12 protein-coding genes are annotated in these 20,327 nt (G+C 41.3%); 6 read left to right on the top strand and 6 right to left on the bottom strand.

The annotated features are described in order from the left end of the window. The first annotated feature begins 43 nt into the window (after window positions 1-43). From AB6811_RS10630 to AB6811_RS10605, 6 genes are all read left to right on the top strand, one after another. Window positions 44-1,030 carry a dihydroorotate dehydrogenase-like protein gene (locus tag AB6811_RS10630; protein WP_369490442.1) on the top strand — a complete coding sequence of 329 codons (987 nt, stop codon included), beginning with the start codon at window positions 44-46 and terminating at the stop codon, window positions 1,028-1,030. Window positions 1,031-1,232: 202 nt separating this feature from the next. Next, complete coding sequence (locus tag AB6811_RS10625; RefSeq protein WP_369490441.1) at window positions 1,233-2,633, top strand: tetratricopeptide repeat protein; 1,401 nt, start codon at window positions 1,233-1,235, stop codon at window positions 2,631-2,633. Window positions 2,634-2,755: 122 nt separating this feature from the next. Continuing rightward, window positions 2,756-3,526: a phosphosulfolactate synthase gene (locus AB6811_RS10620; protein ID WP_369490440.1), complete on the top strand. Its 771-nt coding sequence runs from the start codon at window positions 2,756-2,758 to the stop codon at window positions 3,524-3,526. Between the two features lie 10 nt (window positions 3,527-3,536). After that, entirely contained in the window at window positions 3,537-4,511 is a 975-nt protein-coding gene (locus AB6811_RS10615; protein WP_369490439.1) for a DUF368 domain-containing protein, read from the top strand. Beyond that, window positions 4,501-5,328, top strand: a complete 828-nt coding sequence (locus AB6811_RS10610; protein WP_369490438.1) for a DUF3108 domain-containing protein — start codon at window positions 4,501-4,503, stop codon at window positions 5,326-5,328. Before AB6811_RS10615 ends, AB6811_RS10610 begins: the two co-directional genes overlap by 11 nt. A gap of 114 nt (window positions 5,329-5,442) precedes the next feature. Then, entirely contained in the window at window positions 5,443-8,745 is a 3,303-nt protein-coding gene (locus AB6811_RS10605; protein ID WP_369490437.1) for a DUF8740 domain-containing protein, read from the top strand. Between the two features lie 245 nt (window positions 8,746-8,990). On the opposite strand, the gene AB6811_RS10600 is transcribed toward AB6811_RS10605, so the two are convergent. From AB6811_RS10600 to AB6811_RS10575, 6 genes are all read right to left on the bottom strand, one after another. Continuing rightward, complete coding sequence (locus AB6811_RS10600) at window positions 8,991-10,055, bottom strand: acyloxyacyl hydrolase (RefSeq protein WP_369490436.1); 1,065 nt, start codon at window positions 10,053-10,055, stop codon at window positions 8,991-8,993. Between the two features lie 122 nt (window positions 10,056-10,177). Then, window positions 10,178-12,970, bottom strand: a complete 2,793-nt coding sequence (locus AB6811_RS10595) for an alpha-amylase family glycosyl hydrolase (RefSeq protein WP_369490435.1) — start codon at window positions 12,968-12,970, stop codon at window positions 10,178-10,180. Between the two features lie 60 nt (window positions 12,971-13,030). Further along, window positions 13,031-14,554, bottom strand: coding sequence for a SusF/SusE family outer membrane protein (locus AB6811_RS10590; protein ID WP_369490434.1), 1,524 nt, complete (start codon window positions 14,552-14,554; stop codon window positions 13,031-13,033). Window positions 14,555-14,569: 15 nt separating this feature from the next. After that, the gene (locus tag AB6811_RS10585; protein WP_369490433.1) at window positions 14,570-15,622 is read right to left on the bottom strand and encodes a SusE domain-containing protein; all 1,053 of its coding nucleotides are present in this window, start codon (window positions 15,620-15,622) and stop codon (window positions 14,570-14,572) included. A 21-nt stretch (window positions 15,623-15,643) separates the two neighbouring features. Beyond that, window positions 15,644-17,287: a RagB/SusD family nutrient uptake outer membrane protein gene (locus AB6811_RS10580; RefSeq protein WP_369490432.1), complete on the bottom strand. Its 1,644-nt coding sequence runs from the start codon at window positions 17,285-17,287 to the stop codon at window positions 15,644-15,646. A 20-nt stretch (window positions 17,288-17,307) separates the two neighbouring features. Then, entirely contained in the window at window positions 17,308-20,232 is a 2,925-nt protein-coding gene (locus AB6811_RS10575) for a SusC/RagA family TonB-linked outer membrane protein (protein ID WP_369490431.1), read from the bottom strand. Window positions 20,233-20,327: the final 95 nt, after the last annotated feature.

The raw sequence follows: 20,327 nt of genomic DNA, 5'->3' as shown, positions 1-20,327 counted from the left end.
AAAAAATTTATTGTTAGTCAACTACTAATTAAATCTTTCGGCTATGGCAAATCTATCAACAACCTACATGGGCTTAAACCTGCGCAATCCATTAATAGTTGCAAGTTCAGGTTTAACTGAAAATATCGATGATATAGTTGAGTTTGAAGCGCGTGGTGCTGGAGCTGTTGTAATTAAATCAATTTTTGAGGAGGAGATTATTGCCAAAGCCCATGATAATCTTAACAAGATGCAGGCATCAGGATTCATTTACCCCGAAACCATGGAGTATTTTGATTATGACAGTATGGAAGACCCCATATCTAACTATCTTGATTTCCTGAGAAAGGTTAAAAGAGAAACATCTATACCCATTTTTGCCAGCATCAATTGTGTTACATCCGAGGGTTGGATCGATTTTGCCAAACGCATTGAGGATACTGGGGTAGACGGACTTGAATTGAATGTCTTCTCATTGCCTTCTGACCCTGACCGTTCAGCCGAAGAGAATGAGCGTATTTACTTTGAAATTGCTGAACGTGTTACTAGTGTTGTTAAGCTACCGGTAGCCATGAAAGTTGGTTACTTCAATGGGGCGCTAGCAAACTTCCTTGTGAGGTTGAGTAGTACTCCAATAAAAGCATTGGTTCTGTTTAACAGGTTCTATAATCCCGACTTTGATGTAAACACCTTGGAGTTCACTCCGGCGAGTGTTTTTAGCACTCCTTCAGAGATTTCCACCTCGCTCCGTTGGGTAGCTATTATGTCCGGTAGGGTTAGCTGCGATATTGCTGCATCAACCGGTGTACACGATGGCAATGCAATGGTCAAGCAAATTCTGGCTGGTGCTAATGCTGTTCAGGCATGTTCAACTTTTTATCGTAATGGCAAGGAACAAGCCTCATTTATCATTCGCCAGTTTGAGGAGTGGATGAATTCTAATGGATATAAAACTATTGACGAATTCCGTGGCAAGATGAGCCAGAAAAAAACATACAATCCTGCTGCTTTTGAAAGGGTACAATTCATGAAGTACTTTCATGATCTTTAGTTCCCCTTTTTAACCTTTATTTCACCATTATCTATTGCATTTTGCATGGTTTAATCAACCGTGTTCATAAGATACATTTGGTGTTGATAAGTTATTACCCTTTTTGGGTGATTATTTTAGGTATTTACACTTAATTTAACTAACTTTACTAAGGGCGACATTCATTTTATTAGTATGTTTGTAGGTTAATTATTTTTACGGCATGAAGGACGAGAGCAGCGATTATCTGAGTTTTGAGGAACTATTTAATTTGGTTGAACGTTTTGATGAAAGTATTCAAAGCGGGCGGGCTCAGTTTTTCGATGTTCATGAGTTTGTTGAACTTATTGATTTTTACATCGCTCATGAGGACGATGAAAAGGCACTGGTCGCATTAAAACATGCTGAGAATATTTACCCTGGTTCAATTGAAATTAAATACAAGTGGGCGGAGTACTACCATTTTACCGGAGACAATGAAAAAGCCCTTGAGCTCATTCTTGAGGTTGAAAAAATTGAAAAATTTAATGCAGACCTGTTATACGTAAAAGGCGAAGTGCTTTTTGAACTCGGAAGGTTAAATGCTGCCGTGGAGTGTTTCGATAAAGCTGTTACAGCTGACGCTGACGATAATATTGAGCTCCTACATCGCATTTCAACCTATTTCCTGGAAAACGAGGAAATAAATCTTGCGCTGAAATACTTATTGATATCATACAACAAGGAGAAGAACAATTTAGCCGTTCTTTTTGACATGGGTTACTGTTTTGAGCGATTAAATGAGCTCGATAAAAGTGTCAAGTACTATAATGAGTACCTCGATATTAACCCATTTTCAGCTCCTGCTTGGTACAACTTAGGAATAGTTCATACCAAGCTCGGTGAATTTGATAAGGCCATTGAGTGTTACGATTTTTGTATTGCCGTTGATCCACAGTACTCTTCAGCGTTTCATAATAAGGGTAATACACTTGCCTCGCTGGAAAAATATGCCGATGCTTTAAAGGTATTTAATGAGTTAGCAGAACTTGAGTCCGAAAACCCAAGGGTGTTTGCGCTAATTGGCGAGTGTTACGAGAAACTTGAGCAGTTCGACAAAGCCCTTGAGGCCTACAATAAATCAATAGTAATTGATCCTGATTTTGCTGAGGGGTATTATGGCATAGGGGTTGTGCTGGCAGCACGTAAAAAGTATGACCTTAGCCTCAATTTCATTAGGAGGGCTATCACTTTAAACCCTGAAGAGTACGATTTTTGGTTGGGATTGGGTAGGGTTTACTTTGAAACAAACGATTTTGAGAACTCCCTAAAGGCTTACCGTGAGGCAACAAGCCTAAACCCCGATTTGCCCGATGCATACCTATCACTTGCCGAGGTTTTACTTTACGAGGAACGATTTACGGAGGTTGAGCAACTCATTGATGGCCTGGGCAACAAGTTTGACTCAAATGTCTCAATCAAAATAATCAATGCGGCTGCCCTGTACCTATCGCATAGGCCCAAGGAAGCTCTTGATATTCTCAAGGATGCAAAAAGTATCGACCCCTCATCAATCGACGACTTCATAAACCTGGTTAATCCTGACGCCGATAAGGAATTCATTGAAAATATCAATAAACTTTAAATCATACCTTTACGGAAGTTAACTTTTCCGTTGAAAAAGTATTGTTAATAATTTGCTGCATGTAAATGCAGCTTTTTTATTTTAAAAATCATACATTTGGCTTTAAACAAAAAATTTTTGCTATGAATTATAACTTATCGTTCATTCCAGCTCGAACCCCAAAGCCCCGTGAATACGGGTTAACCATGGTAATGGATAAGGGTTTAAGTATGTCCGAGGCACAAAGCCTGATTGAAAGTAGCGGTCAATATGTCGATTTTGTGAAGTTAGGTTTTGGAACATCGCTGGTAACTAATAATTTGAAGGAGAAAGTAAAGCTTTATAAGAATGCAGGCCTTCGGCCTTACCTTGGAGGTACTCTATTCGAAATCTTTATCATTAGGGGTATGTTCGACGACTTTGTAAAGTTTGTCGATGAGCTTGAGCTCGACCTGGTTGAGGTTTCCGATGGCTCAATGGAGCTTGATAATCATGTTAAGTGCGATTATATCAGTAAGCTAGCCAAACGGTATACTGTTATTTCGGAGGTAGGATCAAAGCGTGCCGATGTTCACATTCCTGACGAGGAGTGGATAAACATGATGAAGCATGAGCTTTCGGCTGGTAGCTGGAAGGTTATTGCCGAGGCGCGCGAAAGTGGAAACATTGGCATTTACAACCAGGACCATTCAGCCAACACAAAGCTAATTGACGATATTGTTAGGCATGTAAAGGTTGAAAATGTAATTTGGGAAGCCCCACTTAAAAGCCAACAGGCTTGGTTTATAAAGATGCTAGGCGCTAACGTTAACCTTGGGAATATAGCTCCAAACGAAGTTATTTCTCTGGAAACCCTAAGGCTTGGATTACGAGGCGATACATTCTTCCAGTTTCTACCTGACGAGCTAAAATAGTTGATTAAATATGACAAAGCGAGGAATAAAGGATTACATCCTTTTAGTTTTAAAGGGAATTGGAATGGGGGCTGCCGATGTAATCCCTGGAGTGTCGGGTGGTACAATAGCCTTTATTACAGGTATTTATGAAGAACTTATCGATTCAATTAAAAGCGCAGTTGCGCCTGAATCATTAAAATACCTTAAGTCACTCTCACTACTTAGCTATTTTAAAGCCATAAACGCCGATTTTCTTTTGGCTGTAATTGGTGGTATTGCTATTAGTTTTCTCTCACTGGCCAAGCTGATGCAGTACCTATTGACCAATCATCCCATTTTTGTTTGGTCGTTCTTTTTCGGGCTCATTTTGGCATCGGTTTGGTTTGTGGCCAAGATTATTGAGAAATGGAATGTTTCAACATACTTGTTTTTTATTATTGGTATTATTCTTGGCTTTGCCATTACTACCATAACCCCAACCGAAACTCCTAATGATTTGTGGTTTATTTTTATTTGCGGTGCCGTGGCTATTTGTGCAATGATCTTACCTGGAATTTCCGGAAGTTTTATTCTTCTTCTTATGGGAAAGTACATCTACATGATGTCGGCTCTCAGCAGTTTTAATTTTCCAATAATTTTGGTTTTCTTGGTGGGTGCTGCAATTGGCATTTTGGCCTTTTCAAACTTTTTATCGTGGTTACTCCACCATTTCCATGCTGCTACTATTGCTGTTCTTGCTGGTTTTATGCTTGGTTCACTAAATAAAGTATGGCCATGGAAAGTGGCCACCCAAACCTTTATTGATGCTCAGGGTAACGTTCGTCCACTGATCGAGAAAAATGTTTTACCATCTACCTATCTTATTGAAAATAAGGCCGAGCCATACCTTCTTGGTGCTATCGGTTTTGCCATACTTGGTGCAATAATTATTGTTCTATTTGAACGTTTCTTTTCTAAACCTGTTACTAAGGAGGTTGATTTAAGAGAGAAACTTGGTTTGTAAAACTAAAATTGTTGGTTATAAGGGATTGCTATTACCAAATAAGGTAAAAGCAATCCTTTTCATTTTTTTTATCGTTTCATGTGGTGTATATGCTCAGGAAAAACCCTTGGTGTATCCGTTCCGTGTGGGTGAGGTAGTTAAATACAACGCCTACTACAACTGGCAGTTTGTTTGGCTAAATGCCGGGACTGCAGAATTTTACATAAACGACACATTGGTTAATGGAGTACCGGCTTACCATTTCAAATCGCTAGGAGCTTCGCTTAATAGTTACGACTGGTTTTTTAAGGTACGGGAAAGGTTTGAATCAATAGCAAAAAAGGAGAGCCTTGCACCATTATGGTTTATACGCGAAAGCTATGAGGGTGGCTACAAAGTATTCAACCGGTATAGCTTTAGCTATAGCAACTCTAAGCTGGTTATTGATAGCTATACTTCCAACCGCCCATATAAACAGAATACTTTCACCATTGATAAACCCATTTTCGATGTTCTAACTGCCATTTATTACTGTAGAACTATCGATTTTAAAAGATTGAATAAGGGCGATTTAGTTCCGTTGACAATGGCTGTTGATGATGGAGTTTACAACTTGTATATTCGTTACCTGGGCCCAGAAAACATAAAGCACCGCAATGGCAATTCATATGACACCTATAAGTTTAGTGTTAAACTGGTTGAGGGTACTATTTTCAAGGGTGGTGAAGATATGATTGTATGGGTTTCGCGCGATGAAAAAAAGATTCCCATTGTAGTTGAAGCAAAAATCCTGATAGGAGCAGTTAAGGCCTATCTGTTTGACTATAAGATTGATTGACAAAAAATGTATTTTAGGAGTCATATTTAATTCGTTTATCAAAAATTTACGCATTAACTTGATTTATACTTTTTTGTTGCAGTAACTTGATTATTATTTTAAAATATTACTGCTATGAAAAAGTTAATCTACCTAATTACTTTATTGCTTATAGCTACTGCTGTTAAGTCACAACCCAATAAAATGGGTTACCAGGCAGTAGTTCGCGATGCTCAGGGTAATGTAAGGGCTAATACAAATGTTGAACTTAAGTTTAGTTTTACCAATCAACAGGGTAGCACGGTTTACTATGTTGAAGAGCATGCTGTCCAAACCAATCAGTTTGGATTGGTTAGTGTAGAGTTAGGCAATGGTGCAAATACCCAGGGCAGTTTTGATGCTATTCGTTGGGAAAGTGGGAGCGTTTATTTAAAAATGGAGATTAAAGAAAATTCCCAATGGGTTGACTTAGGGTCAAAAGAATTACTTTCAGTTCCCTATGCGCTTTTTGCTAAGGATGGGAATAAGGGCGAACAGGGAGTGGGAATTGCCGATGCAGTGCTTAATTCAGATAGCACCTTAACCCTTAACTTTACCGACCAAACCAGTTACACAACCCCCATTCCTATAGTTGGGAGAAAGGGTGAAAAAGGCGACCAGGGCGAGGTTGGCCCTGCGGGGACAAATGGAATATCTATTCAATGGCTGGGTAGCCTTAGTACTCCTCCTTCTAATCCACTGCTTAACCAGGGGTATTACAATACATTGTCAAAGGTTTCGTACATTTGGGATGGTGACTCATGGGAGATAATTTCGCAGGATGGAATACCTGGGCCTCAAGGTCCAGTAGGACCAGAAGGACCTCAGGGGCCTGCAGGAACAGGTTTGAACAACCAGGGGGACTGGGTTGCAGGAACAAAGTATGGCCCCAACGACTACGTTTTTGCGGAGAACACCGCTCAAACGGGAAATACCATGTGGATCATGCAGGCATCCGATTCAATAGTTTCCACTGTACCACCCCGCGAGGATAGTTCCAACTGGATAGAATTTGAGGCTCCTCAAGGCCCTAAAGGTGATCCGGGAATATCGGTTCAATGGTTAGGAACATACACTACGTATCCGGGCAGCCCTCAGCTAAATCAAGCTTTTTACCACTCAGTTGAGAAAAAATCGTTTGTATGGGATGGTGACTCGTGGGAGATACTGGCACAGGATGGCGAACAGGGGCCTCCGGGTCCCCAAGTATCTGGAACAACGGGGCAAACACTTCGGCATGATGGAACAACATGGGTGGCAAGCAGCACTCTCTTTAACGATGGTTCTATGATTGGAATAAATACAACATCACCTACACAGCTTCTACATGTAAATGGAAATATGCGATTGTCGGGTTATATGTTTGATTACAGTAATTCATCTGGAACTTTGGGGCAAGTACTTAAGCGAGGTTCGAGCGGTGTTGTTTGGGAAACACCCGACTGGACAACCGGTAGTGGAACTTCAGGTAATATGGCTATTTGGAATGGATCCACCTCTTTAACAGCATTGCCCAACTTAACATTCAGTAATAGCCTAGTAGTTCAAGGAAATCCAACCGCAAACCCCGACGACCCCATATTTGAGGTGAAGAACAGCAATGGCGATGTAATTTTTGGTGTTTATCAGGAAGGAGTACGGATTAATATCGCCGATAGCCAAATCAAAGGTGCTAAAGGGGGATTTGCAGTTGGTGGCCTGACCGGTGCAAAGGGAGGGCAAATAGAATACCTGCGAATAACACCTGATAGTGCTAGGATATACATCAATCAGAACACAGGTATCAAGGGCGCAAAGGGTGGCTTTGCTGTGGGAGGATTGACCGGAGCCAAAGAGATTGTATCGCAGGATCTACTCTTTGTCAATCCTGACTCGGCTAGAATTTACATCAACGAGAACCCAGGTAAGGGCGCTAAGGGCGGCTTCGCAGTAGGTGGACTCACTAACGGAAAAAGTACCGCACAACTTATTCAACTAACAAAAGAGAACTACCTTATTGGCTATGAGGCCGGTAAATCAATAACAACCGGTTTATATAACTCATTTCTTGGTTTTCAGTCAGGCAAAAGTAACGATGCAGGTAATTGGAATACGTTTTTAGGTTATCAAGCTGGATTAAATAATACAGGGAGCGACAACACTTTCATAGGCTATCAGGCTGGTCTGATCCATCAGAATAAAGGGGGAAATGTATATATTGGCAGTAAGGCTGGTGCAAATGCCCCTAATGGCGAACAGAATGTGCTGATTGGCGAGTCAGCGGGTTATTCAATGAACGGTTCAAAGAATATTGCTATAGGGTATGAATCAGGTTACTCAAATACAACTGGGGGGAAAAACATATTTTTAGGAGTAGCGGCAGGTCGTTCAAACACAACAGGTAACAACAATATCGCAATTGGCGAAAGTGCAGGGTTCAACTTAACAACTGGTAATAACAATACCCTGATTGGAACCAGCGCTGGATTTAATCATACTAATCAGGAGTATAATGTAATGATTGGAACATCTGCAGGGTACAGATTGAATTCATTGGGCTGGGATGGTTCGTTTAATACATTTGTAGGTATTAATGCCGGATACAAGATTCAATCGAGTAAGGAAAACCTTTTTCTTGGCACCAATGCAGGCTATATGCTTGAGAGCGGTAACTCTAACACCATAGTGGGTATCGATGCAGGTAGAGGAGGTGGCGATGACCCAAATAATTATCATGGATACTCTACTTTTAGGAATACTTTTTTAGGTTGCCAAGCCGGACGTAATCTGCTTACAGGAAACGATAACGTTTTTATAGGATACAGGGCGGGATATTCAGAAACTAATGCAACCGGCAAGCTATATATTGCTAATAGCAGCACAAACCCACCATTGATTTACGGGGATTTTACCTCTAAAAAACTCGGAATAAATACCCAAGCCCTTACCAGTACTCTTAATGTGGGTGGTGATTTAACCGTATCAGGAACAATTATGGCTTCTGGCATAAATGCTAACGTTACCGGGAACGTCACCGGCGATGTAACAGGAAATGTTTCAGGAAGTGCAGGTAATATAGGAGGTGTAGTTTTAGGTAAGATATATCTTTCAGGCGATGGTACAGTAATTACTGCGGCTAATGGAAATATTGTACTTACCAAAACAGGAGGACAGTTGAGGCTAACCAATAATACTGGCACTTATGTACACCTTTGGTGGCAAGCTCAGCAGGGTTCAACTCTAACTGGTAATTCAATTGTGGTTAATAATCCTGTTGGCAGCTACCAGGACCTAACTCCTTTTACTGCAAATGGCCAGGGTATGGAAATTCATTTTGGAATTGAGGATGGAAGCAGTTACTGCTCAGTTTGGTTGCAATACTCAAATGGCAAAGTTTTTGGCCATTACATGAAATACTAAATAATTTAACCGAAGTTCCATGATTTAACAAATACAACCGGGCTAATTTTAGAGGAATGAGTCGGAATGAATCGGAATGTGTCGGAATAGACAGAATATGATGGAGTTAGAGGGAGCTAGAGGAAGTTAGAGGAATAGCAAAAAGTGAACGGCTAAACCATGTCTATGCATTAACATATACAACCAGGCAAATAAAAATGTGGATACAGAAACATTTTTAGAGGAGATTAAATTGACGAATTGGTTTAGAGGGTAAAAATGTAACCCACCCCAACATGGTCGGCTGTGTTGAGGTGGGTTTTTAGCTCTAGCAGTACTTGAGAGGTTCTTGAAAGCCGGTAGCGGATTCCTAACTTCTGGTAGTATAGCGGTAAACGTGGGTTTTTGTTGTAAAGGTACCATCCAAAATGCCCATGTAGCGATAATCGGTTGAAAGGAATTAGCAGTCCTGTTTTTATACCCACCTGAAAATCGTCATTAACAGGGCTATAGTGCATTCCGCTTAGCTCGATGTGAAACCGTGCTGATTTGTCGAACATAATATCTAATCCAGCCATCAAAGGGTAGCTTTGGGCTAGTGGCATTAGGTATTCTATGGATATTGAAAAGGGGTAGTACTTTTCCCCGCCTGCAGGACCAGTCTCCTTGATTCCCGCTAAAATTACTATTCCTAGTTGCGATTTACCGTCTGAATTCTCAAGGTTGACATCTTTCTTACAATTATCTATCTTATCCCTTTCAGGTGTATAGGTAAAGCCAAACGAAAACCCAACAATGTTTAAACCATAGTTAGGTTTTTTTATTGCTCCGTTTGAGAAATGATTGGACTCAATGCCTGCAGTAAGGTTGAATCGGTTTGAGAATTTGAAGGTAGATGTCAGATTTGCTGTTGCCCAGTAATTAATGGAGGTTGATATTGCCACATTGGTTGGATTATGGGCAGGGGAGTATTTCCGGGTTATGTAAGCCAACCCTAACCCAAAATCGGTTCTAACTGAGAAATTTTTAAATTGAAGTAGTTGGTACGAAATAAAGGGTTGTATTCCCCAGGCATTTCCCAGAACCCTTTTATTCCCTAAATCGATACCGGTTAAAGCAATTCCAACATAAGGCATTCCATGGCGGTTGTGCCAAGCTTTTCCCCCATTAGCTTTCTGTGATACTGAAAATCGAAATCCTTTTACAATGCCATTAGTTAGAGGCTTAAGGGTATCGCTGTGTGCTAATACTTTCCCCATAAAACCTGACAAGGATGAACTATAAATGTTTGCCCAATGTTCAGCGTTCTGAGCATCTAATTCAAAACCCAAACAAAGTAGAATTAAAAGGGTGATATAGTGAAATCTTACTCTAAACATATCCAAAAATAAGTAACCTACCCGAATAATCCGAGTAGGTTACACCAAAAATGTAAACCTAAAACCTAAACCAACTACTGCTCAATGGCTACTTTTGATGAATTTACAAACCCATTTGACGATATTCGGAGAATGTATAGCCCCCTGGGTAATTCATTTGGAATATTAATTCCGATTGTATTTTCTCCTGAAAAGTTATGCCTCGTCTCGCTATAAACAAGCTGACCGGTTAAGTTGTACATATCAACCTTTACTTGGCCATTGCTGGGTTGGAAGTATTTTATGAAGATATTTTCAGAGGCAGGATTAGGCCAAACCATTATCTCTGCTTTGCTTGATTTGGGTTGATTTATGCCAACGTATATATCGTTGCGTTTAATCCTTTTAGAAGTAAACATGCGGTATTCCGCTGGATTAAGGGTTAACTGGTAGCTTGTTGTTGATAGTTGAACGGAATCGCCACTGTAGTATTCGTACCACCAACCCGTATTGTTAAAGGTGATAGTAGTACTCTTCTGGTTTACATCAAAATTACCAGCAATTACCACATCCATTGCACTACTATTTAGTTTTAGCCACTTAATTGCTCCGGAGAGGTTATAATCGTAGTTATCTGTTTTAAAAACCTCATACTGTTGCTTAAGCCTGTTTAGGTGGGCAAAGGTGTTGAATATCTCTCTGCGATTATCGTCCTGATAGTATTCCCAGTGTAATGGTTTTCGGCCAAGGCGACCGTTATAGTCTATGCTTACATCGTAACCAAGTTCACCAAACTGCCAAATCATTTTAGGTCCGGGAAATGGAATAAATAGGTTTGCTGCGGTTTGCATTCGCATTAAGGCAATTGGCAATGTTTTCACGTTATGATCTGAGTTGCTCGAGTTGCCGAACTGAAGGTTTTTGTACATCAACCGCTCCTCATCATGACTTTCCATGTATCCTACAACATGTGGCACGCTCCAACCACGTTGTTTGGCTGCAACCCACGATATATCGGATGTTGAAACCCAACCCATAGTTGCCTCGCCATAGGCGTAGTTCATGTTACCCCATATTAGCATACCTTTCCCTTCGCTACTACGATACTCAGCAAGTGCCATTTCTTCGCTGTTATCACAGAAATGTTCAAGAATGATATAAGCGTTGGGGTTAATTGACCAAATTTTGTCGGCAATGCGTTTCAGAATCGCAATACGTGCAGCATCGTATGCCGATCCTGCATTGGGAGTATTGGTAAACCCTTTTGTGAAGTCAAAACGGAATCCATCTACTTTATACTCGGTTAGCCAGTATGTGAGAACCGAATCGACAAACTTTTGAGTTTCGGCACTTTCGTGGTTAAAATCGTATCCCCAACAGTAGGGCGGGTGAGGACATGTAGTATTGTACCAGGGATTATCGGCTGTTGGAGTGCCTAGGGTTGAACCATCGGAAGTGGAGTACATCTGCACCAGTGGCGATTGGCCAAATGAATGGTTTAGTACCATATCTATAATTACTGCCATGCCCATGCTGTGGGCTTCATCAATAAATTCTTTGTAATCATTGGGTTTGCCGTAGGCCTTATCGGTGGCAAAGTAAAAGGATGGATTATATCCCCAGCTATCGTTGCCCTCGAACTCATTGATTGGCATGAGCTCTACTGCATTAATCCCTAACTTTTTCAGGTAGCTGAGCGAATCTCTAACTGTTTGAATATAGGAATCGCCTACAAAATCGCGAATATGTAACTCGTAAATAACAAGGTTTTCCTTTGTTGGAGGTGTGAAAGTAGCTGTTTGCCAGCTATAGGTGGTTGGGTTGGTTGAGAATACCGATGCAATTCCATTTGTTTTTCCGGTTGGGTATGCCATCAGGTTAGGATACACTGAGGAGGGTATATACTGGTCGTTTGGGTCAAGTGTTTTGTTAGTGAATGGGTCAGCAATACGTAGGTATCCATCAATTAGGAACTGGAATGCATATTCCTTATTTGGTTCAAGTCCGTTGAGTGTTAACCAGTGATACTTACCATCAGGCGTGCGTTTCATGTAGTACTGCTCATCGGGCAACCAATCGGAAAAGCTACCTACAAGGTAAGTATAATTCTTTTTTGCAGGAGGATCATATAGAACTATGGTAACAGAATTATCATTCAAGATGTTTACTCCTGGGCGCATGCCATTTGGTAGGGTTGCAACATCTACAGGCGTGCGTACCAAGATATAAACTGAATCGTATTTGGTTGTTGTTCCATCCGATGCTTCGGCTTTAATCCAATGCTTACCGTATGTATCGGCAGTGTAGGGGAAAGATATTGCTGTTTGATTTGTACTGGCAACCTCAGCATTATCGATGTAAAGCTTTAGTGAGGTTGAACTATTTGCCGAAACCTGTATGCTGATATTGTCGTTTAGCTCATATATAGGCTTTGTTTGCGAGGGGTTAGTTATGCTAACCGAAAGACCTTGTTCATAAACATTGTAGAAGATATCCTCGGTCTGCTTTGTGGCGTCGGCACTTCTGAACACAAAGCACATCTGGGTTATCTTTTTATCGTCAGGCACTCCATAAAACTGTCTAATGCTTGGCGAAATGGTTAGCTGGTAAGTGTTTGTACCCGTACGGGTTAGCTTGGGCTGAGTAGTATTATTTCCCCATGTTCCAATAACATACTGCCAGTCAGGGTTACCTTCAACCTTAACACCGGTGTGGGTGTATACCTCGCCTGTATATCCTACCAGATCGCTTCGGGTAGCCTTTGTTGCATCAAAAACAATTGTTACCGCATCGGCATCGGTAGGGAGAGCAGGGGTAACGGTAATGGGTTGGGCCATAAGGCCTAATGCCGAATAAATAAAAAGAATAGATAAATAAAACCTTTTCATAGTTTGATTATAAATAAGGCTGCCTCAAAGTTAGAGGCAGCCTTATGGTTTCTGAATTAATTAGTTCTTAGTAATTGTAGCAACCTTAGTCCATGGATTAAGGGTTATGGTGTAGTTGCCTGCTTCATTGATTGGAATATTAGCTCCACCGGGTTCAAGGGCATTAAGAGGTCCACCAAAGTTTACAGCCCAATCGTCGTTAGCCCTGAACTTTATCTCACCAACAACTAAATCAATAGTTGCTTTAAATACACTATTAACAGCATCCCATGCCATATTTTGGTCGGAACCCCAACCACCGGCAGTTGCACTGCCAATAATGCCCCAACGGTTTATGCTACACTTATACTCGTTTGGTGTACTCAAATCAAGTGTAATAGCATAATCATCTTCAAGGTCAACTGCTATATTGTCGCCACCGTACGATAATGCATTTTTGTCGCCGCCAAGGTTGTAGTCCCAGCTGTGGTTAGCTCTGAATTTTAATTCAGCGTTGGTGAGGTGTATTGCACCAATCCACTGGCTTAAGGTTTGGTTATACTGGAGAGGAGTTTCGTCGCCCCATCCAAGTGGTGTTGCGCTACCAATTACACCCCAGTCAGTTTTTAGCAATTCGTAGGCCATATCAACCCTATTACCGCGGATACGGTAATAGCCATCCGATGCTACTGTAATGTTATTACCTGGATTTGCTAGTTTGCCGGTATTTGTACCATCATCGCCAAAAGTAGCAGGGTCGCTCCAGCTATGGTCGGTCACCAGTTTAATACCGCCAGCAGTAAGGTAAACATAACCTTCGGCCTGGTTTCCGCTAGTTAATGAGGAAATGATATACTTGGCATTATCGGAATTATCCCATCCGTTATAGTCGCCTACTACCCAGAACTTAGTGATGTTAAGGGTGGTAAACTCTTTTTGTTCACCGTAAGAGGTCCCTGCGCTATTAGTTGCGTATGCTCTTACATAGTAAGTAGTGTTGGGCATCAAACCAGTAATAGTGCTATTATAGGAGCCATCACCGTTTCCATCGGTAGTTTTTGCATTGGCAATGGTTGGATTTTGTGATGTTGACCAGCAAACGCCTCTGGCAGTTACAGTGGCACCACCATTATCGGTTACATTACCACCACCCTTAGCCGATGAACTGGTAATATCGGTAATATCGGCTGTGGTAACCGTTGGTGGAATAGGTAGAGTTGTGAACGAAAGTTCTTCGCCATACTTAACCTCACTACCTAGTTTAGCGTAGGCCTTTGCATAGTATGTAGTTACATGGGTTAACCCGCTAATTGTAACCTGGAATGTTGCTTTCTTTTCGCCATTGTCAATCCAATGAATGGTATCATTATCAATGGTTGGGTCAGGGCTTGTGCTGTAGCAAACACCCCTTTCAGAGAATTTTTCAGTTCCAGCAATTATGTAGCCCACAACAGTTGCAGAATTACTAGTAACATCAATTACCTGAGTAGTGGCAAGATTTGGGGCTAACCTATTATCTGATGTTTCCTCGGTACAGGCTACAAAACCAATTGTAGCAAGTACTAAAGCGAGGGCAGATAATTTTGTAATTATATTTCGTTTCATCGGTACCAATTTAAATTAGTTAAGTTTAGTCATTGTATAAACACCAGCTTCGTTTGGTCCTTCGTATTCTGTAATTGTTAGGGTTATGTAATAACTACCAGCACTTGTAACAGGAATATTAGGACCATCGTGCTTCAACTTACCTTCAGTTCCATCCAGACCAAGGTTCCAGGCCCAACCATCATTCTTGCGGAACTTAATTTCGCCTTCATTAAGATCAGTGGTAACCTCCCAGTAACCCTTTTTCCGATTGTAATCCATTTTTATGTCAGGAGAGCCCCAACCATTTGGAGTAGCTGATCCAACAACACCATACATGTGAGCATCAAGTGAGAAGGATCCGTCGTTAAGGTTTACTGTCAACTTATACCAACCATTGTCGGGCGAAGTTAGGCTATTGCTACCATTTTCTTCGAAAGCAGTACCCCCAGCATTTAAGCCATATACCTTATTGTCGTCGGGGTTTTTGAGGGTAAAGGGTTCAGATGAACTTAGCTTTACGAACCCACTGTAAATTCCGTCGGCATTGGGTGATTCAATCCAGTTTGCAAAGCTTGTGCCAATAAGGTCAAGACGAGGTAAACCGTATGGTCTAACAACTGTAGCTGAAGAAGCAGATGTATATGCAAAGGCATTAGCCCCTGTTCCTGGAGCCCCTGTACCTGCGTCAACAGTTAGAATAGCTCTAACTCTAACTTCAGCATTCGTTTCAACATCGCCATCAAATACACTTAATAGTTTAGCGTTTAGCTCGCTTACTTTGAATGTAATTAGCGTATCCTGTGGACCGGAGTAAAGTTGAACTGGATTTGCAAATGCACTACCGGCAGGAGCAATTTCCAGAAAGTAGGTGGCTGAAGCATTAAAGCCTGGATCTACAGGAGTGCACCTAAATTCAACAACTTGATTAGGGTCTCCTGTACGGTAGAATTTCATTTCGGGCATGGAAACGATAGTTGGAGGATTTGGATCGGATAGCATGGTAATCTTTTCACCATCTTTCTCACAGCTGGCCAATAAGCCCAGCAATCCAACTATCCCAAAATATTTTATTAATTTATTTCTCATAGCATTCACTTTTTGTAAAAATTAGTAATTGGGGTTTTGTTTAATGTATGGGTTAGCTGAAACTTCAGCAGCAGGAATTGGGAAAAGGTTTAAGTGATCAGGGGTAGCAGTACCTTCCTTAACACCACCCTTCCATTGCCATACATATGATCCACCTGTGAACTTACCGAAACGGATCAAGTCCGTACGACGTTGAGCTTCGTAGTAAAACTCACGTCCTCTTTCTTTTAAGATATCATCAAGTGTAAGTGAGGTTAAACGGTAGGTATTAGTTGGTGTAGCACCAAAGTCACCTCCTTGATAAGCCCGGTCGCGAATATAGTTAATATCATCAAGTGCAGCAGCAGTACTACCTAAGTGGAAATTGGCTTCAGCACGCATCATATAAGCATCGGCAAGGCGGAATACAGGGAAATCAGTGCAGGCAAAAGCTGGGTTATAATTTGCAGGCTGAGAACCATCAACATTTAGTGCTGTGAACTTGTAAACGCCAATGCCATAGTCACCGCTAGATGAAGCAGCTGGTATGTCGGTTTGCTTTTTAACCTTAAGGTAAACACGGGTATCGGCAGGGTAAAGTGCACGAAGATCTTCTCCTTCGCTCCAACCCGGGTCAGAAATTCCCAACATGTTTTCAACAAATTGCAAACGAGCGCGATTGCCATTCCAGTTGGTATTTGATGTTAAACCATGATAATCTTCAGCTCTGATGTAAGTAGCATCGCTGCTCGATTCAATAATGAAAGTTGTGCCAACATAACCCTGGGTATTAATACCATCTTGTTCCCATGCAAGAATCATCTCCGGATTTGCAGGAAAATTATTATCTGCACTAAAGTTTTGACGGTAGTTTGAAGCTAATGAGTAGGCACCTGATGAAATTACGCTGTCGCAATACATTTTACAGCTGTCCCACTTTGCTGTTCCTGTATAGACCTCGGAGTTAAGGTAAGTGCGGGCCAGCAACATCCATGCAGCAGCACGGTTAGCCTGTGTGGAAACACCACCGGGAGCTGATAGCTTGGGTGAAATTGCTTTAAGTTCAGATACAATGTAGTTAAACAGTTTTTTACGTGCTTCAACTACATTTTCATCAAGCTGTTTTGGGTAATACTTACCAACGCCATCCTTATCGGTAGTGAAGGGAGGATTACCAAAAAGATCCATATGGTAGTAGTAGGCAAGTGCCCTTAGAAAACGAGCCTCAGCGTTGTAGCGTTGAACATCGGGATCGGAACTACCTTTAGTTAACTTGATAAAATCGTTAGCGTAAGTAATTGTTAAGCTCAAGCGTTGATACAGAGCTGTAAGGAATGGGTTCTGAGCGCTCCAGGTTTGTGTATTAAGGTCAGCAATACCCACATCACCCCAAGCACAAATTGCTTCGTCAGTAGTAATTTCCTGTAGATTCCAAAGTGCACGGCAAGTAGTAAAGAAGTTCTCGTCAGGGGCACTAATATCAGCACCACCATTTGCACCTTGACCTGCAATTATGTAGCTAGCATAAATTTTACCTAGAACTTGTTTCATGTAGACAGGGTCATCGCCAAGGTTCCCTGAAAGAATTGTATTGGGATCCTTAGGCTTCACATCAAGATCTTTCACACATGCGGTAATTACTAACGATGCTAGAAAGATTCCGAACAATATTTTAACTCTCTTCATATCTATAATGTTTTTGATTTTTAAAATGTGAAACCAAGTCCTAACATGAAAGTGCGAGGTCTTGGGTAAAAACTATAGTCAACACCACCATTTACCTCAGGATCAATTCCTTTATACTTTGTAAAAGTCAAAGCATTTTGAACAGTGAAGCTAACACGGAGGTTAACCTTGTTAAGAATGTTGTTGAAATTGTATCCTGCTGTAATATGATCAACCTTCAGGAACGAGGCATTTTCAACAAAGTAATCGCTGGTGAACTGACGTTTTACAAAGCGAGTGTCGCTAAGCTGAGTGGTGAAATTCTTCCAGTATCCAATTTGGTACATTTGGTCGTACGATGCACCTGCAGCTAAACCATTGTAAACATAGTTACCTATGCTAGCACGGCTCGAGGTTGAAATGTCGAAATTCTTGTAGCTGAAGCGGATGTTGAATCCCATTAGGTAATCGGGGCTAGGGTTATGGTAGATATACTTATCAGCATTGTCGCCGTTTACTACACCACCTTCACCTGAAAGGTCAACGTAAAGACCCTCGATAGGATTTCCGTTAGCATCGTAAACCTGTTTATTTACAAAGAATGAGTAGGCAGGGTATCCCACACGTGTAACCTGTTTTTGACCTGTAAAGGCATCGCCGTATAGTATACCAATGAAGCTTGGATCATCGGACATTAAAAGTTTGGTAATCTTGTTCTTATTGTAGGTTAGGTTGAAACCGATGGTCAGGTTCATGTCCTTTGTTGATACAGGAACAACGTTTAGGGCTACTTCAAAACCTTTATTTTCAAGACTACCTACGTTTGTTAGAAGAACGTTTGAGAAGTTGCTACCGCTAGGTATATCAACTACATTGAGCATATCTTTAGTTTCGCGTTTGTAGAGATCAAATGAACCATTGATTCTGTTATTCATGAAACCAAAGTCGATACCAACGTTCTGAGTAGTTGTTTCTTCCCATTTAATATCGGGGTCGTAGGCGTTTGGTCTTAAAGTTGGACGGAATTCGCCATCAATTGGGTAGTATGATCCTTCAGATGAAGCGATATACCTAGCCTGTGCAGGGTAATCATTGAAAATATCCTGTTGACCGGTTACACCCCAGCTTAAACGGAATTTTAAGTCAGAGATTAGGTCAACATTTTTCAGGAACGACTCTTCCTTGATTTTCCATGCAAAAGCTGCTGATGGGAATAAACCCCAACGGTTTCCTTCGGCAAAACGCGATGAACCGTCGTAACGAACGGTTGCAGTTAGTAAGTATCTGTCAAGGATTGAGTAGTTAACGCGACCAAAGAAAGAAACAAGGTAATTCTCAGTGATGTATGAACTCTTTTCTTCCTTATATGGCCATGAAGGGGTAACTAGCTGGCTTCGTGTGAACGAGTCACCCTCTCTCTCAAAATGCTGCCATGAGTAACCGGCGGTAGCATCAAGTTTGCTACTCAGGAATCCTAGCTCAGTATTATAGTTAAGGTAAAAGTCTAACAGGTTATTCTTATTAGTACTGCTGTAATCGTTTAGCCTACCAAGGTACTGACCACGAAGGGTGTTAGGTGAATAGTAAGGCCTATTGTTGTGTCCTTCCCCCTTATTGTAGTCGGTAGCCATATTTAAGTTGGCCTGTAATCCTTCAATAAATGGAAGCTTATAGTTGACCTGGAAGTTACCCATGAAGCGAACTACATCGGATTTATTATCAACATCCATTAGCTGTTGAACGGGGTTTGGAGTTCCAAGGTTAGCACCATAGTTTTCCCACTGGTAGTATCCCTTTGATAGTTCATTGCCATCGTATATGGGTTGTGTGGGGTCCATGTTCAAGGCTGAACCAAGCGCGCCCTCATCGCCAAAATTATGCTTGGTCGACATACCCTTAGCGTTAACAGTAATGTTTAGGGTGTTATTTAGGAACGATGGATTTAAAGTAATTGAACCGGTTGCACGCTGCATGTCGGTATTCTTCATGATACCGCTCTGGTTTGTGTAACCTATTGTTGCTTGGTAGGGCAAAAACTTAGTAGAACCACTTACAGCAATACTATGGTCCTGCGAAAAGGCAGTCCTGAAAAGTTCTTTCTGCCAGTTTGTATTTTCAGAACCCAGAAGCAGTAACTTATCGGCACCGTAGAGATCACGATTGGCGTAAGCAATCTGCCTTATCTCATCACCTGAATATACGTCGATGAATTTGATTGCACTGGAAAGAGAGGTGTTAACGTTGTACGAAACCCTGAAAGGTGATCCTTCTTTTGCTTTCTTAGTAGTGATAAGAATTACACCGTTTGATGCCCTTGAACCATAAATTGAAGCCGAAGCAGCATCCTTAAGTATGGTTACTGTTTCAATATCGTTTGGATTCAAGAATGAAAGCAGGTTGCTACTACCTGAAACATTGTTATTATCAATGGGTACACCATCAATAATTAGCAATGGATCGTTTGATGCGTTGAGAGATGATCCTCCACGAATCCTAATGGTGGCTCCGCTTCCTGGCGCACCACTGCTTGTGGTAATCACAACACCAGCAGCCTTACCAACAAGTAATTCCTGGGGCGAGGTAATAGCACCCTTGTTAAAATCTTTGGAGCTAACCGATGCTACCGAGGCGGTTAAGTCAGTTTTCTTTACGGTACCGTAGCCAATTACCACAACTTCATCAATCACCTTTGTGGATACAACTAGTTCAACATCTATTGTTGAACGACCGTTAATTGGTGCTTCAAATGTTTCGTACCCAACGAAACTGAAAACCAACACATCGTTAGCCGATTGTGGTTTAATGGAATATTTACCAGCAAGATCGGTAGTTGTTCCAATTGTAGTACCTTTAACAAATACCGATACCCCTGGCAGGGGTTCTTTTGTGGCCGCATCGGTAACGGTTCCTGTCACCGTTAGGCCTTGTCCAAATGCTAACCCTTGATAGATTAAAAGGGTCAACATGACAAACATAGATCTCAAAAAACTTTTGTTTTTCATATAAATTATGTTTATGGTTAGGTTAAAATTTTCCACCTGAAAGTTATTAAATGTTAACT

The sequence above is a fragment of the Tenuifilum sp. 4138str genome, from assembly GCF_041102575.1.
Taxonomy (GTDB): Bacteria; Bacteroidota; Bacteroidia; order Bacteroidales; family Tenuifilaceae; genus Tenuifilum; species Tenuifilum osseticum.
This window is presented reverse-complemented; position numbering and strand designations above follow the sequence as displayed.